Here is a 13,792-nt window from a genome sequence, read left to right as displayed (position 1 = left end):
TGATTCTCCTGTGCAGAATAGGGCGACGGCCATGCCGGACGCTAGGCAAACTTCCTAATCACTGCAGAACTGACGATTCGCGCGGTCGTGGCTCCGATCGGGAACCACGGCATAGCGCTTGCGATGCCACTGATACGGGAGATGCGAACTCCCGAAATGAGACAGTCGACGGGAGAGACTGATGAGCGGCAACGCAAGCAGCCAGCAAGACGAGTGGGAACCCGCTGCGGTCGGCACCGGCATGATCTCGCTGCACGCCGACTCGGCCGAGCAGCCGATGCTGCGCGTGCTGCCACGCCCCGATGCGTCGTTCCTGACCCACCTGATCGCGACCGCGCAGCATTCGCCGCAAACGCGCACCTTGCGCCGCGCCAGCTCGGCCGATGCCAATGCCGCCTATCGCAGCACCGCCAGCCGCGACCGCGTGATCGGCGCCCGGCCCCGCCGCAGCATCTGAAATCGATCTCGACAGCTTGAAGGTAAGTAACCGCGGCGCTGAGCGATCAGCGACGACGCGGGCTCGAGCCCGCAGCAGCCCGCGCGCAAGCCCGCGCTAGCGCGAGAGATAGGATTAGCGCGAGGCGGATGACGAGCTGGCAGCCGGCTGCAACGTCGGCGAGGCGATCGACGGCGAACTATCTGTCTCGGTGTCGGAGGATTTGCTGGCGGGTTCAGTGCCAGCGTCGCTGGCTGCCGGCTTGGCCTGCTTCTGCACAGGTGGCGCGGCGGGTTTGCGCCGGACCCGGCGCGGCCGCAGCCCGATGCCGGCCAGCACATCGACCAGCGCCAGCATCGCCAGCATGAACATCGTTGAATTGCCGAATTGCGGCAGCGCCACGAATTCCCCGGCCGCGGCGGCGAACACCAGCAGCGACAGGAAATGGTCGGTCGCGAATTTGGCGCCAGGCCGGCCGGCCTTGATCACTTCCAGCACCAGCAGCAGCGCCGCAACCGACAACAACAAATCGCGGATCGTCAGCGGCCAGCTATTGCCGGACCACAGCCGCACGACCGCCACCGGCGCCTCGAAATCGACGCCCGGCATCATGAAAATGATGATGTTGCAGACAGCCAGCGGGATCAGCAGCAGCGGAAAACCGATGATCGGCATGGGGCGGCCTTCTCTTCAAGCGAGTCCTGCAGGCTGGCGGCCAAATCGAACCGCGCCAGCGCTGCTTCTCTCACCAGGGACGGCGCGTGCTGCAAGCCCGTTGACAACGAAAACGTGTAACAACGAAAGCGTGTGACAACGAAAGCGCGCAGCTGAGCCGGCCTCAGCCCCTTGATCCGTGCTCGCAGGCCGAGCAGCGCCGAAGAAGGTACGCCGTGCGGCGCACCTTCGTGGCGGGATCAGGATTCCTTTTTGATCAGGACCTGGCGGCCCTTGTACATCCCGGTCTTCAGATCGAGATGATGCGGGCGGCGCAGTTCGCCGGAATCCTTGTCCTCAACGTAGGTCGGCTTCTTCACCGCGTCAGCGGAACGGCGCATGCCACGCCGCGAGGGCGAGGTTTTTCTTCTCGGAACGGCCATGTCATGGTCCTTGCAGGGTTTTTCGCATCCAACGCGGATGCCCCCGGCGCCTGGCAGGGCGCGGGCAAACTCAGATCAGGCCGGGCTTATAACGGAAGCGGCCGCACAAAGCTAGAGTGTTTTCGAGCGAAATGGTTTCCGGATTGCGCCTAGAACACGCGCTAAAACAAGAGCCTAGACCGGGATAACCGAGAGATACCACCAGAGGCAAGGCGCCGCACGTTCACTCGCCGCGGCCGCGCCAGCAGCGCGCCAGCTCCGACGACTGGCTGCGCGCCTGATAGGTCGAGGCCAGCCGGCGTACCGCGCGCCCCGGATTCTTGGCGCTGCGCGTCACCGGATTGGGCAGGATCGCGGTCAGGAGCGCCGCCTCGCGCGCCGAGAGCCGGGCGGCGGACTGGCCGAACGCATATTGCGCGCCGGCCTCGACGCCGAACTGGCCGTTCGGGCCCCATTCGGCGACGTTGAGATACAGCTCCAGGATGCGCTGCTTGGACAGCACCAGATCGATCCACAGCGCCAGCGGCAGCTCCAGGCCCTTGCGCAGCACGCTGCGGCCGGGCCACAGGAACAGGTTCTTGGCGAGCTGCTGGGTGATGCTGGAGCCGCCGCGGCGCGCGGCACCCTCCTGGTAGTCGTCGATCACCTCGCGCAGCGAGTCCCAATCGACGCCATGATGCACGCAGAACTTGGCATCCTCGGCCGCCACCACAGTGCTCGGCAGCGACGGCGCGATCCGCTCCAGATCGATCCATTGCCGCGTCACCGGCGCGCCGGTGAGCCAGCGCCACGCCATCAGCGTCGAGACCGGATGGCCGCCGGCATAAAACAGTGTCAGCAGATAGGGCAGCAACAGCAGCGCCAGCACGGCCAACACGACGTTGCGGATCAGATTGTTGCGAACAAAACGCAAAGCTGGCCCCGTCCCCGCACGGCGCAGCCGCGCCGTCACTCGTAAGGCGACAGTCTAGGCGGTTTTGCTGAGATCGAAAACCGGCACCGGGTTAACGCTGCGCCGCCGCCGCAATTGACGAAGCACGGCGCATGGCGGATTGTCCCGGCGAATTTCGCTCCGGAGCTATCTATCGATGACGACGACGTGCACGTCCCCCACTGAATTCGCCCAGCGTCTCGACCAGACCGCTGATGATATCGAGGCGCTGCTCGCCCGGCTTTTGTCCGACGATGTGCTTGCGGATGAGATCACCCGGCCGCGCCGGCTGATGGAAGCGATCCGCTATTCGACGCTCGGCGGCGGCAAGCGGCTGCGGCCGTTCCTGGCGGTGGAAAGCGCCGCGGTGTTCGGCGTGCCGCGCGAAGCGGCCTTGCTGGTCGGCGCCGCGCTGGAGTGCATCCATTGCTATTCGCTGATCCATGACGATCTACCGGCGATGGACAACAGCGATCTGCGCCGCGGCCGCCCGACGCTGCACAAGGCCTATGACGACGCCACCGCGATCCTGGCCGGCGACGCGCTGCTGACGCTGGCGTTCGACATCATCAGCCGCGACGAAGTCCATGCCGACCCGACAGTGCGGCTGCTGCTGACGCGCGCGCTGGCGCGGGCCTCGGGCCTCGGCGGCATGGTCGGCGGCCAGATGCTCGATCTTGCCGGTGAAGGCCGGTTCGGCGACCGCGAGCCGGTTGACGTCGCCCGCTTGCAGCAGATGAAGACCGGCGCCTTACTGCGCTATGGCTGCATCGCCGGCGCCATTTTGGGCCAAGCCTCGCAGCAGCATTATGCCGCGCTCGACGATTTTGGCCGCGCGCTCGGCGAAGCGTTCCAGATCGCCGACGACCTGCTCGACGTCGAAGGCGACGCGGAAGCGCTCGGCAAGCCGGCCGGCGCCGACGCCGCGCTCGGCAAGACCACCTTCGTCACCCAGCTCGGCGTCGATGGCGCCAAGCAGCGGATCCGCGATCTGCTGGCGCGCGCCGACCAGGCGCTGGCGCCGTTTGGTGACAAGGGTGACGTGCTGCGCGCCGCCGCCCGGTTCGTCGCCGAGCGTAAGAGCTGATCAACAGCGACATGACGACGCCGGAAACCGAGGCCCCTCACCTCCGGCGTCTTCGCAAACTGCCAACTCTGCTGCGGGTGATCTATGCAAGGTCGCGCACCTTCGTCGCGTTCGGCGTCGGTGTCGCGACCTTGTTGCTATTGCCGGCCTCGCTCAACCTGCCGACCCGGCTGTTGATCGGCTGGGACGTGTTTGCGGCGCTGTATCTGCTGCTGGCATTCGCGATGATGGCGCGCTGCGGCGTGGCCCACATCCGTCGCAGCGCGATCCGAGCTTAATGGCCGCGTTGTCTTGACGCGAACCGGCAAGGCTCAGGCGGCGCGGGTTTCTTCCTCGAGCGCGATGTCGCGAATGATCTCGAACAACCGCGTGCCTTCCAGACCATCGGTGTTGAAGCCGGTAACCTTGGCGAGATGGCCGAATAGATCCTGGCCCTGGCGCGACTGGCCGAAATAGCCCATCGACCAATGATGGAACGCGCGCTCGGTGGTCTGGTAATAGGCGAGCACTTCGAGGTCGCCGTGGCGCGGGTCCTGCTGAATCTTCTCAAAGGTGGATTCGATGGCGCTGCAGGGGCCTTCCAGCACCTGGGCGAACATGCCGGCGTTGAAGATCAACGCGCCGGTGAGTTCAAGCGGCGGATTGTTGCGCTGCGCGGCGGCCAGAATCGATTGCACTTCAGCCGCGACATGGGCCGCGCCGCCGCTGATGCGGTTTTTGCTGAGATAGACCAGACGGTACAGCGTCGACATGGTGATAACCCGGCGGTTAGGGAGAATGCCTTCGGGCGAGAACGCTAAAGCTGCGGGATGCCGTCATCGAGAAAACTCGCAATCTGGCCGGCGGGGAGCGGCCGGCTGATCAAATAGCCCTGCACATCGGTGCAACCATCGGCGACGACGCGATCGAACTGCTCGCGGGTTTCAACGCCTTCCGCGACGGTCTTCATGCCGAGGCTCTGGCCGAGCGACGAGATCGCGCGCACGATCGCCTGTCCGGCCGGATCATGGGCCGTGCCGCGCACAAAACTCTGGTCGATCTTGATCTTGTCAAAGCTGAAGCGACGCAGATAGCCGAGCGACGAATAGCCGGTGCCGAAATCGTCGAGCGCCATGCGCACGCCGAGCGAGCGCAGATTGTTGAGTACGGTCAGCGATTGGCCCTGATCGTCGAGCATCACGCTTTCGGTGATTTCCAGTTCAAGCCGCTGCGGCGCCAGCCCGCTTTCCGCCAGCGCCGACATCACCACCTTGACCAGATTGGGATGGGCGAACTGCACGCCGGAAACGTTGACGGCAATGCTGTGGTCATTGGGCCAGCTTGCGGCCTCGCGGCAGGCGGTGCGCAGCACCCATTCGCCGATCGAGGTGATCACGCCGGTCTGTTCGGCGAGCGGGATGAAATCGAGCGGCGACACCGCGCCGCGGGTCGGACATTGCCAGCGCAGCAGCGCTTCAAAGCCGCTGACAGCGCTGGTGTGCAGGCTGACCTGCGGCTGATAGACCAGCGAGAATTCGCGCAGCGACAGCGCCCGCCGCAGATCGATCTCGAGCTTGCGGCAGGACCGCATCTTTTCGTCCATCGCCGCTTCAAAGAACCGATAGCTGCCCTGGCCGTCGCTTTTGGCGCGGCTCAGCGCCAGATCGGCACTGCTCATCACCTGCTCGACATCGATCATGTCCGGCGTGACGACCACGATGCCGGCGCAGGCCGAGATGTTGATCAATTGGCCATCGACCAGATAGGCGCGGCCGAGCAGATCGATCAGCCGCGCCGCCAGCGCCGCCGAGCCCTGCGGCTGCGGCTGGCCGAGTTGCAGCACCGCGAATTTGTCGCCTTCCAGCCGGGCGATCACGTCATGATCGGCCAGCGCCGAACAGATCCGCTTCGCCACCAGCCGCAGCAGCGCATCGCCGGTCTTGCGGCCGAGCGTTTCGTTCAGTGCCTTGAAGCGACCAAGATCGATGGTCAGCAGCGCCGGCGGGTAGGCGTGGCCCGGCTCGGCCAATCGTTCCGCGAGCTGTTCCTGGAACAAGAGCCGGTTGCCGAGCTGGGTGAGATCATCGGTGCGGGCCAGCTGCGCTTCGCGCGCGCGGCGCTGCTGGCGGCGGCTGATATCGAAGCCGGTGATCAGACAGCCCTGTTCGAGCGGCGTCACTTCCAGGCCGACGGTGCGGCCATCGGGCAGCGTCACTTCATGGATCAAGCGCCCGCCCGAGGCCGCGACATCGGCATTGATTTTGGCCAGCCGCGCAGTCAGGCCATCGACGCCGCCGAACAGCTCGGTGAAAGCGTCGTTGACGAGCCGCAATTCGCCATGGGTGCCGACGATCGCCGCGGCGCGGCCCATTTCCAGAAAGGTGTCGAGAGCTAAGTCAGCAACTGCCTGCCGCCGCTGGGGCGGCAGTTCGTGGGGGTACCGCATGGTTTCGGCGGGCGCGGTACGTGGCGCCATTGCACGACTAGACATGCGTCCAGGGTGAATTTCGAACCTTGCCAAACGGTGAAATCACCGGCTGGCGGCGCGGCACAGTGAATAATCGGTTACCTCACGGCGGTTCAGCAAAGCGGGCGCCACTTGGCAAAGGCGTCGCGTCTGAGGGAGCTGCACCCGATCCGCTTGATCCGGATAGCAAAACGACGCCGAAGCGAAACCGCCTCGGCGTCGTCGCTTAACCTCGCCGAGGGGAGGATTACTCCGCCGCGGTCACCGCTTCCGAAGAGCCGGCGCCCTGGCCGTAACGCTTTTCGATATAGTCGATCACCATCGCCTTGAATTCGGTGGCAATGGTCGGGCCGCGCAGCGTCTTGACCTTCTGGCCATCGACGAACACCGGCGCCGCCGGGGTTTCGCCGGTGCCGGGCAGCGAGATGCCGATATTGGCGTGCTTGCTCTCGCCGGGGCCGTTGACGATGCAGCCCATCACCGCGACGTGCAGGTTTTCGACGCCCGGATAACGGCTGCGCCACTCCGGCATCTCGGTCCGGATGAAATCCTGAATCGAGCGCGCCAGCTCCTGGAAGGTGGTCGAGGTGGTGCGGCCGCAGCCGGGGCAGGCGGCCACCAGCGGCACGAAGGTGCGAAAACCCATGGTCTGCAGCAGTTCCTGAGCGACCTGCACTTCCAGGGTGCGATCACCGCCCGGTTCCGGGGTCAGCGAAATGCGGATGGTGTCGCCGATGCCCTGCTGCAGCAGGATGCCGAGCGCCGCCGCTGACGCGACGATGCCCTTGGAGCCCATACCGGCCTCGGTCAGGCCGAGATGGATGGCGTAATCGGAGCGGGAGGCGAGGTCCTGATAGACCGCGATCAGGTCCTGCACCGAGGACACCTTGGCCGACAGCACCATCTTGTTCTTGGGCAGGCCGATTTCCTCGGCCCGCGCCGCCGACAGCAGCGCCGACTGCACCATCGCCTCGCGGGTCACGGCGCGGGCATCGCGCGGCGTCGCCGAATTGGCGTTTTCTTCCATGAGCTTGGTCAGAAGCTCCTGGTCGAGCGAGCCCCAATTGGCGCCGATCCGCACCGCCTTATTGTTCTTGATGGCGATTTCGACGATGTCGGCGAACTGGCTGTCACGCTTGTCCTTGAAGCCGACATTGCCCGGATTGATCCGGTATTTGTCGAGCGCCTCGGCACAGGCCGGGTATTCCGCCAGCAGCTTGTGGCCGATGTAATGGAAATCGCCGATCAGCGGCACGGTGACACCGCGCTTGCGCAGGCCGTCGCGGATATGCGGCACGGCGGCGGCAGCTTCCTCGCGGTCGACCGTGATGCGCACCAGTTCCGAGCCGGTATTGGCCAGCCGAATGATCTGGTCGACGGTGCCTTGTACGTCGGCGGTGTCGGTGTTGGTCATCGACTGCACGACGATCGGAGCCCCCCCGCCGACGGCGACGTTGCCGACCATGACCTGGGTGGTGCGATGCCGCGGCGCCGGGCCAGCGATATCGTTCTGCAGCGGATTCTCGAGCTTGTTCATGGGCGCTCAAATATCAGGTTTTGATGACAGTCAGCAATCGATCAATCGGCGCACGTAGTGATGCCCGATCAAGGGTGGCATGCCGAAGCAGATGGGCTAACCTCACAAATAGCGCCAGATCTGGAACCCGAATGTGATCACGCGCAAAGTTGCCGCGAGTTCCATCACGGCCATGCCCCTCTCGGATCACGCCGGCAGATCCGGCGCGGGCGGGCCGCGGCGCGGCTGCCGGCGCGGCGGCTTGTTGACCAGATAGAGCCCGGCGATCACCAACAGCGCCGCCGCCCCGAACGCCGGGCTGAGCGGCTCGTTCAGCACCAGATAGCCGGCGGCAACCCCGAACAGCGGGGTGATGAAGGTGAACGACGACAGCGTGCTCGCCGAATAGGTCTTCACCAGCGCGAACCACAGCAGGAAGGTCAGCCCGACCACCCAGACCGCCTGATAGGCCAATAGCGCCAGCGACAGCGCGCCCGGCATCGCCGGAACGGTCTCGCCGGTCAGCCAGGCCGCCGCGCCCAGGATCGGGATCGACACCGCGACCTGATAGCCGAGCCCTTTTTCGGCCGGGGCGCGGCCGAGCGCGGTGGTTTTGACGATCATGGTGGTGGCCGCCCATAGCGCGCCGCCGCCGACCAGCATCAGATCGCCGAGCAGCACCGAGCGATCGACATCGGGCTGCGGCACCCCGATCGCCAGGGCCACACCGGCGAAACTGAGCCCGAGCCCGGCCCATTGCAGCGGCCGCAGCCGCTCGCCGAGCAGCCGGTAGGAGCCGAGCGCCACGAAGAACGGCGCGGTGTAGAGAAACACCACGGCGCGCGAGGCGGTGGTCAGCAACAGGCCGCGATAGATCAGCACGAATTCCAGAGCGAACAGCACCCCGGCCAACAGCCCGGCTTTCAGCGTGCCGTCGCGCTTGAACAGATCGACGCGGCGGCTCAAGGCCACCAGCATGATCACCACCAGCGCGCCCGAGGAGCGAATGGTGGCCTGCAGCAGCGGCGGCACCTCCGGCAGCACCAGCTTGACCGCGATCTGATTAAAACCCCAGCTCAGGCAGCACAGCAGCATCAGGGCGATGGCGCTGAGCGTCATCGGCCGGCCGGACGAATAGGCGATCGGTGAATCGGAACTCATCGCGCCTCCGGCGTTGGGCGGTGTCGGTGCGGGCTAAGTTTGAGCTTGAGTTTGGCAGTTGGAACAGATGCCGGTGATCTCGATCACCGTCATGGTGGCGGCAAAGCCGGCGAGCCGGGCCGACTCCTTGAGATTGGCGGCCAGCGTGCCGATCACCAACTCCCCGACTGATCCGCAGCGCTCGCAGATCAAAAACGCGACATTGCCGCATTCGTCATGGCGATGCGCGCAGGCCAGGAACGCGTTGCGGCTTTCGATGCGATGTACCAGCCCATTCTGCATCAGAAATTCCAGCGCGCGATACACGGTGATCGGCGCCGGCCGCGCGATCTGCGCGGCCAATTGTTCGATGATCTCATAGGCGCCGAGCGGGCGATGGCTGCCGAGCAGCGCTTGCAGCACCTGGCGGCGGATCGGCGTAAAATTCTGGCCGCGGCGCAGGCAGGTCTGCTCGGCGCGCAGCAAGGCCTCGGCGGCACAGCGGGCGTGATCGTGATCCGGCGCAGGAAAGGTCGGGTGAACGTCGGTCATGCCCTCACATCTAACCTGTCGATCGCGGTTCGCCCATCCCCCGCGTCGCGTTGTCGGTGTTTCACGGCCCGGTTCCGTGCCTCGGAAAACGGTCACCGCGCAACAAGTCACCACGCAACAAAAAGGGCGGCCCTGCGGCCGCCCTTTGATCACGCGCGTCAGGGACGCGATAATTTACTCGGCCGCGGGGGCGCCTTCGGCCTTGGCCTTCTCGGCTTCCGCCTTCAGCTTGGCCTCGATGTCTTCGCCGGTGGCCTGATCGACCACCTTCATCGACAGCCGGGTCTTGCCGCGATCGTCGAAGCCGAGCAGCTTGACCTTGACCTTGTCGCCTTCCTTGACGACGTCCGAGGTCTTCTGCACGCGGCCGGCGGCGAGCTGGCTGATATGCACCAGACCATCCTTGGCGCCGAAGAAGTTCACGAACGCGCCGAACTCCATCACCTTGACCACGGTGCCTTCGTAGATCTGGCCGATTTCCGGATCGGAAGCGATCGACTTGATCCACTTGATGGCGGCCTTGATCGACTCGCCGTCGCTGGAGGCGACCTTCACGGTGCCGTCGTCCTCGATGTTGATCTTGGCGCCGGTCTTTTCGACGATCTCGCGGATCACCTTGCCGCCGGTGCCGATCACTTCGCGGATCTTGTCGGTGGCGATCTTGAAGGTCTCGATGCGCGGCGCGTATTCGCCGAGCTCAGCGCGGGCGTTGGTGAGCGCCTTGGACATTTCGCCGAGGATGTGGATACGGCCATCCTTGGCCTGGCCGAGCGCCACCTTCATGATCTCTTCGGTGATGCCGGCGATCTTGATGTCCATCTGCAGCGAGGTGATGCCCTGCTCAGTACCGGCCACCTTGAAGTCCATGTCGCCGAGGTGATCCTCGTCGCCGAGAATGTCGCTCAGCACCGCGTAGCGCTCGCCTTCCAGGATCAGACCCATGGCGATGCCGGCGGTCGGACGCTTCAGCGGCACGCCCGCGTCCATCAGCGCCAGCGAGGCGCCGCACACCGAAGCCATCGAGGACGAGCCGTTCGACTCGGTGATCTCGGAGACCACGCGCAGCGTGTACGGGAACTCATGATGCGGCGGCAGCACCGGATGGATCGCACGCCAGGCCAGCTTGCCATGGCCGATTTCGCGGCGCTTGGTGCCGCCGAGCCGGCCGGTCTCACCCACCGAGTAGGGCGGGAAGTTGTAGTGCAGCATGAACGTCTCTTTGTACGTTCCCGACAGCGAGTCGACATACTGCTCGTCTTCGCCGGTGCCGAGCGTGGTCACGACCATCGCCTGGGTTTCACCGCGGGTGAACAGCGCCGAACCGTGGGCGCGCGGCAGCACGCCGACCTCGGCCAGAATGTTGCGCACGGTCTTGACGTCGCGGCCGTCGATGCGCTTGCCGGTGTCGAGGATGTTCCAGCGCACGATCTTGGCTTCAAGTTCCTTGAAGACGTCGGCGACGCGGATCTTGTCGTATTGCGGCTCCTGCCCTTCCGGGAAGTAGTGCGCCATCACCTTGTCCTTGACGGCGCCGACCGCGGCATAACGCTCCTGCTTCACCGGGATGGCGTAAGCGGCGCGCAGCTCCTGCTCGACCAGGCCGAGCATTTCCTTTTCCAGGGCGCTGTTGTCGGTCGCGGCGACTTCGCGCGGCTCCTTGGCGGCCTTCTCGGCAAGCTCGATGATCGCGTTGATCACCGGCTGGAAGTGGCGATGACCGAACATCACGGCGCCGAGCATGATTTCTTCGGACAGCTCCTTGGCTTCCGATTCCACCATCAGCACGGCGTCCGAGGTGCCGGCGACCACCAGCTCAAGCTGGGTCTCGGCCATCTCGTCGAGCACCGGGTTGAGCACGTATTCGTCGTTGATGAAGCCGACACGGGCGGCGCCGATCGGGCCCTTGAACGGGGCGCCGGACAGGGTCAGCGCAGCCGAAGCGGCGACCATCGCCAGCACGTCGGGATCGTTTTCCATGTCGTGCGACAGCACGGTCACGATCACCTGGGTCTCGTTGCGCCAGCCATCGGCGAACAGCGGACGGATCGGACGGTCGATCAGACGGGAGACCAGGGTCTCCTTCTCGCTCGGACGGCCTTCACGCTTGAAGTAACCGCCCGGGATGCGGCCGGCCGCATAGGCCTTTTCCTGATAGTCGACGGTCAGCGGCAGGAAGTCGACGCCGTCACGGGCGTCCTTGGCGGCCACGACGGTGGCGAGCACCACGGTCTCGCCATAGGTGGCGACGACGGCGCCGTCAGCCTGCCGGGCGATCTTGCCGGTCTCAAGCTTGAGCGGACGCCCGCCCCAATCGATCTCGACGGAATGAACGTTGAACATTGCGTATCTCTTTCATGGATTGCACGAAAGGCACGAACGCCCAAACCCAGAAAACCATGCGCAAGATGGCGGGACGCTGCCACACCGCGCTAGCGGCGTCAGCGTCCCGCGATCCTGCCATGGTCTTCATGAGTCGGATGGCGTTCATCCTCCCGATGGCTGCGGGCCAGCCTTCCATGGCTTAACCCGCGCGGCGGACACCTCGCCCGCCATCGCCCAGCCGCCGGAGTGCTGCTGGGCATCGCCGAGGCTGGATAGCCTGGTGGCGATCGACGTATGGTCCCCGGGACATCCCGAGAGGCGAGCCCCCGGGCCATACGCAAAAGCGCGCGCTCAACGCGCGCGCATTATGCTTAGCGACGAATGTTGTGCTTTTCGAGCAGCGCCTTGTAGCGCGCCTCGTCCTTCTTCTTGATGTAGTCCAGCAGCGAACGCCGGGTCGACACCAGCTTCAGCAGGCCGCGGCGGGAGTGATTGTCCTTGCCGTGGGTCTTGAAGTGGGTGGTGAGGTTGGCGATGCGTTCCGACAGGATCGCGACCTGAACCTCCGGCGAACCAGTGTCACCGGCCTTGAGGGCGTTGTTCTTGATGACTTCCGCTTTACGTTCGGCGGTAATCGACATCGTCAGTAACCTTCTTCCTTGCGTACCGGACTGGCGGTCAGCCCGGTCAGATTGAACACACGCTTGGGGATCAGTTCGCCATTGCCAACTTCGGCGAGAGCCAGAAGTCGGCCTGCCACTGTGACATACACCGTACCGCTACAGATGGGCGCATCCCGTCCGCGCAACACAACGGCCTGGCCCCGATGGAGCCTTGCCGCATCAGCCCGTGTGACGGCCAGTGCCGGGATGTCGTCCAGCGCGGTCTCAACGGGCAAAAGCGCGTCGGCGAGGTTGCCCTCGCCAGACGCCGCTCTATTACACAAAGCCTCCAGTTCTGCCAGCGGAATCATGTCCGCCTCGTCGAACGGGCCAACCAGGGTGCGGCGCAGCGCGCAAATATGGCCGTAGCAGCCGAGCAGCCGGCCGAAATCGCGGGCCAGCGCGCGGACATAGGTGCCCTTGCCGCACTCGGCTTCGAAGGTCGACAGGCCGTTGTCGCCGTGCTCGACCAGCACCAGCTCGTGGATCTCGACCGGACGCGGGGTCAGCGCCACCACCTCGCCGTCGCGCGCGAGGTCATAGGCGCGCTCGCCATTGATCTTGATCGCCGAATATTGCGGCGGCAGCTGTTCGATCACGCCGGTGAAGCGCGGCAGCAGCGCCATGATCGCCTCGGCGGTCGGGCGCTGGTCGCTGGTCGCGGTGACGCGGCCCTCGGTATCGTCGGTGTCGCGCTCCTCGCCCCAGGCAACGGTGAACCGATAGCGCTTGCGGCCGTCCATCACGAACGGCACGGTTTTGGTGGCCTCGCCCATCGCGATCGGCAGGCCGCCGGTCGCAAGCGGATCGAGGGTGCCGGCATGGCCGGCGCGCTTGGCCGAGAACAGCCGCTTCACCACCGCGACCGCGTGGGTCGAGGTCATGCCGATCGGCTTGTCGAGCACCACCCAGCCATGGACGTCGCGCTTGTCGCGGCGCGGCTGGTCATTGCGGCGGCCCTTGCCCTGCTTGTTGCGCGGATCATTGTTGTCGCGCGGCGCGCGCGGCTCATCAGCAGGATTGCATTCGGCGGCGGGCGGCATGTCGTGGGGCGCCTCGATGGCGCTGGCGGCAAGGCTGATGGTCATTCTTCGTCGTCCGAATTCTGCTTGAGGTCTCGTTGCACCGCGGGGGTCCGCAGCAGCTTGTCGATGCGCTCGGCCTCGTCGAATCGCTCGTCGAGCCGGAAGCGGATGTCTGGCGCGTATTTCAGATTGACGCGGTGCGAGATCTCGCCGCGCAGGAATTTCTTGTGATGCTCCAGAGCCTTGAGCACGATCTCGGTGTCGCGGCCGCCGAGCGGCATCACATAGATGGTCGCCAGCTTCAGGTCCGGCGACATCCGCACTTCGGGCACCGTGATCAAATGGCCTTCCAAGACCGGATCATGGACGCCGCCCTGGGCCAGGATTTCAGCGATCGCGTGGCGCACGCTCTCGCCCACCCGCAATTGCCGCTGCGAGGCGTCCGGTCCGGTGTTGCTGCGGTGATGACGTGTCATCGTCTCAAAGCCTCTTGATGCGCCGAGGCCGCAGCGCGCATGGCGCGCGGCCGGGACCGGCACGTTGCAGGGTTCACGTCTTTGGTATCAACGAACAGCACG

Annotated in this window: 15 protein-coding genes; 3 read left to right on the top strand and 12 right to left on the bottom strand. The window is 65.3% G+C overall.

Going from position 1 to position 13,792, the window contains the following annotated elements:
- Positions 1-181 precede the first annotated feature (181 nt).
- Positions 182-457, top strand: a complete 276-nt coding sequence (locus BJ122_RS15040) for a hypothetical protein (protein WP_110782028.1) — start codon at positions 182-184, stop codon at positions 455-457.
- A gap of 114 nt (positions 458-571) precedes the next feature.
- Here BJ122_RS15040 and BJ122_RS15035 read toward each other — a convergent pair whose 3' ends face one another.
- The 3 genes from BJ122_RS15035 to mtgA form a co-directional block, all read right to left on the bottom strand.
- Positions 572-1,111, bottom strand: a complete 540-nt coding sequence (locus BJ122_RS15035) for a hypothetical protein (protein ID WP_110782026.1) — start codon at positions 1,109-1,111, stop codon at positions 572-574.
- Positions 1,112-1,350: 239 nt separating this feature from the next.
- Positions 1,351-1,533 (bottom strand): 50S ribosomal protein L32, encoded by a 183-nt coding sequence (gene rpmF, locus BJ122_RS15030; protein WP_110782024.1) that lies wholly within the window; start codon positions 1,531-1,533, stop codon positions 1,351-1,353.
- A gap of 223 nt (positions 1,534-1,756) precedes the next feature.
- Entirely contained in the window at positions 1,757-2,446 is a 690-nt protein-coding gene (gene mtgA, locus BJ122_RS15025) for a monofunctional biosynthetic peptidoglycan transglycosylase (protein ID WP_110782023.1), read from the bottom strand.
- Between the two features lie 175 nt (positions 2,447-2,621).
- On the opposite strand from mtgA, the gene BJ122_RS15020 reads away from it, so the two are divergent.
- Together BJ122_RS15020 and BJ122_RS15015 are read left to right on the top strand one after the other, a co-directional pair.
- On the top strand, positions 2,622-3,551 hold the full coding sequence (locus tag BJ122_RS15020) for a polyprenyl synthetase family protein (protein WP_110782021.1): 930 nt from the start codon (positions 2,622-2,624) through the stop codon (positions 3,549-3,551).
- Between the two features lie 77 nt (positions 3,552-3,628).
- Positions 3,629-3,829, top strand: coding sequence for a hypothetical protein (locus BJ122_RS15015; protein ID WP_210205465.1), 201 nt, complete (start codon positions 3,629-3,631; stop codon positions 3,827-3,829).
- 33 nt (positions 3,830-3,862) lie between these two features.
- Here the strand turns inward: BJ122_RS15015 and BJ122_RS15010 are convergent, their stop codons facing one another.
- From BJ122_RS15010 to rbfA, 9 genes are all read right to left on the bottom strand, one after another.
- Positions 3,863-4,303, bottom strand: coding sequence for a BLUF domain-containing protein (locus BJ122_RS15010; protein ID WP_110782018.1), 441 nt, complete (start codon positions 4,301-4,303; stop codon positions 3,863-3,865).
- Between the two features lie 44 nt (positions 4,304-4,347).
- Entirely contained in the window at positions 4,348-5,976 is a 1,629-nt protein-coding gene (locus BJ122_RS15005; RefSeq protein WP_110782071.1) for a putative bifunctional diguanylate cyclase/phosphodiesterase, read from the bottom strand.
- A 268-nt stretch (positions 5,977-6,244) separates the two neighbouring features.
- Positions 6,245-7,534 carry a flavodoxin-dependent (E)-4-hydroxy-3-methylbut-2-enyl-diphosphate synthase gene (gene ispG / locus BJ122_RS15000; RefSeq protein ID WP_110782016.1) on the bottom strand — a complete coding sequence of 430 codons (1,290 nt, stop codon included), beginning with the start codon at positions 7,532-7,534 and terminating at the stop codon, positions 6,245-6,247.
- A gap of 186 nt (positions 7,535-7,720) precedes the next feature.
- Entirely contained in the window at positions 7,721-8,674 is a 954-nt protein-coding gene (locus tag BJ122_RS14995; RefSeq protein WP_110782014.1) for a DMT family transporter, read from the bottom strand.
- Between the two features lie 33 nt (positions 8,675-8,707).
- A complete protein-coding gene (locus BJ122_RS14990; protein WP_110782013.1) occupies positions 8,708-9,205 on the bottom strand; it encodes a Fur family transcriptional regulator in 498 nt (165 codons plus the stop codon).
- A gap of 174 nt (positions 9,206-9,379) precedes the next feature.
- Complete coding sequence (gene pnp, locus BJ122_RS14985) at positions 9,380-11,545, bottom strand: polyribonucleotide nucleotidyltransferase (protein ID WP_110782011.1); 2,166 nt, start codon at positions 11,543-11,545, stop codon at positions 9,380-9,382.
- A 353-nt stretch (positions 11,546-11,898) separates the two neighbouring features.
- Positions 11,899-12,168 (bottom strand): 30S ribosomal protein S15, encoded by a 270-nt coding sequence (gene rpsO, locus BJ122_RS14975; RefSeq protein WP_027278733.1) that lies wholly within the window; start codon positions 12,166-12,168, stop codon positions 11,899-11,901.
- 2 nt (positions 12,169-12,170) lie between these two features.
- Positions 12,171-13,232: a tRNA pseudouridine(55) synthase TruB gene (gene truB / locus BJ122_RS14970; protein WP_245407743.1), complete on the bottom strand. Its 1,062-nt coding sequence runs from the start codon at positions 13,230-13,232 to the stop codon at positions 12,171-12,173.
- 41 nt (positions 13,233-13,273) lie between these two features.
- Complete coding sequence (rbfA, locus tag BJ122_RS14965) at positions 13,274-13,690, bottom strand: 30S ribosome-binding factor RbfA (RefSeq protein WP_027278735.1); 417 nt, start codon at positions 13,688-13,690, stop codon at positions 13,274-13,276.
- Positions 13,691-13,792: the final 102 nt, after the last annotated feature.

The organism is Rhodopseudomonas faecalis, assembly GCF_003217325.1.
GTDB classification, from domain to species: domain Bacteria; phylum Pseudomonadota; class Alphaproteobacteria; order Rhizobiales; family Xanthobacteraceae; genus Rhodopseudomonas; species Rhodopseudomonas faecalis.
This window is presented reverse-complemented; position numbering and strand designations above follow the sequence as displayed.

Excerpts from the sequence above, each read along its gene's own strand:
- BJ122_RS15040 (WP_110782028.1), top strand. The coding sequence starts at position 182 with ATGAGCGGCAACGCAAGCAGCCAGCAAGACGAGTGGGAACCCGCTGCG.
- BJ122_RS15035 (WP_110782026.1), bottom strand. The coding sequence starts at position 1,111 with ATGCCGATCATCGGTTTTCCGCTGCTGCTGATCCCGCTGGCTGTCTGC.
- rpmF (WP_110782024.1), bottom strand. The coding sequence starts at position 1,533 with ATGGCCGTTCCGAGAAGAAAAACCTCGCCCTCGCGGCGTGGCATGCGC.
- BJ122_RS15020 (WP_110782021.1), top strand. The coding sequence starts at position 2,622 with ATGACGACGACGTGCACGTCCCCCACTGAATTCGCCCAGCGTCTCGAC.
- BJ122_RS15010 (WP_110782018.1), bottom strand. The coding sequence starts at position 4,303 with ATGTCGACGCTGTACCGTCTGGTCTATCTCAGCAAAAACCGCATCAGC.
- BJ122_RS15005 (WP_110782071.1), bottom strand. The coding sequence starts at position 5,976 with ATGCGGTACCCCCACGAACTGCCGCCCCAGCGGCGGCAGGCAGTTGCT.
- ispG (WP_110782016.1), bottom strand. The coding sequence starts at position 7,534 with ATGAACAAGCTCGAGAATCCGCTGCAGAACGATATCGCTGGCCCGGCG.
- BJ122_RS14995 (WP_110782014.1), bottom strand. The coding sequence starts at position 8,674 with ATGAGTTCCGATTCACCGATCGCCTATTCGTCCGGCCGGCCGATGACG.
- BJ122_RS14990 (WP_110782013.1), bottom strand. The coding sequence starts at position 9,205 with ATGACCGACGTTCACCCGACCTTTCCTGCGCCGGATCACGATCACGCC.
- pnp (WP_110782011.1), bottom strand. The coding sequence starts at position 11,545 with ATGTTCAACGTTCATTCCGTCGAGATCGATTGGGGCGGGCGTCCGCTC.
- rpsO (WP_027278733.1), bottom strand. The coding sequence starts at position 12,168 with ATGTCGATTACCGCCGAACGTAAAGCGGAAGTCATCAAGAACAACGCC.
- truB (WP_245407743.1), bottom strand. The coding sequence starts at position 13,232 with ATGCCGCCCGCCGCCGAATGCAATCCTGCTGATGAGCCGCGCGCGCCG.
- rbfA (WP_027278735.1), bottom strand. The coding sequence starts at position 13,690 with ATGACACGTCATCACCGCAGCAACACCGGACCGGACGCCTCGCAGCGG.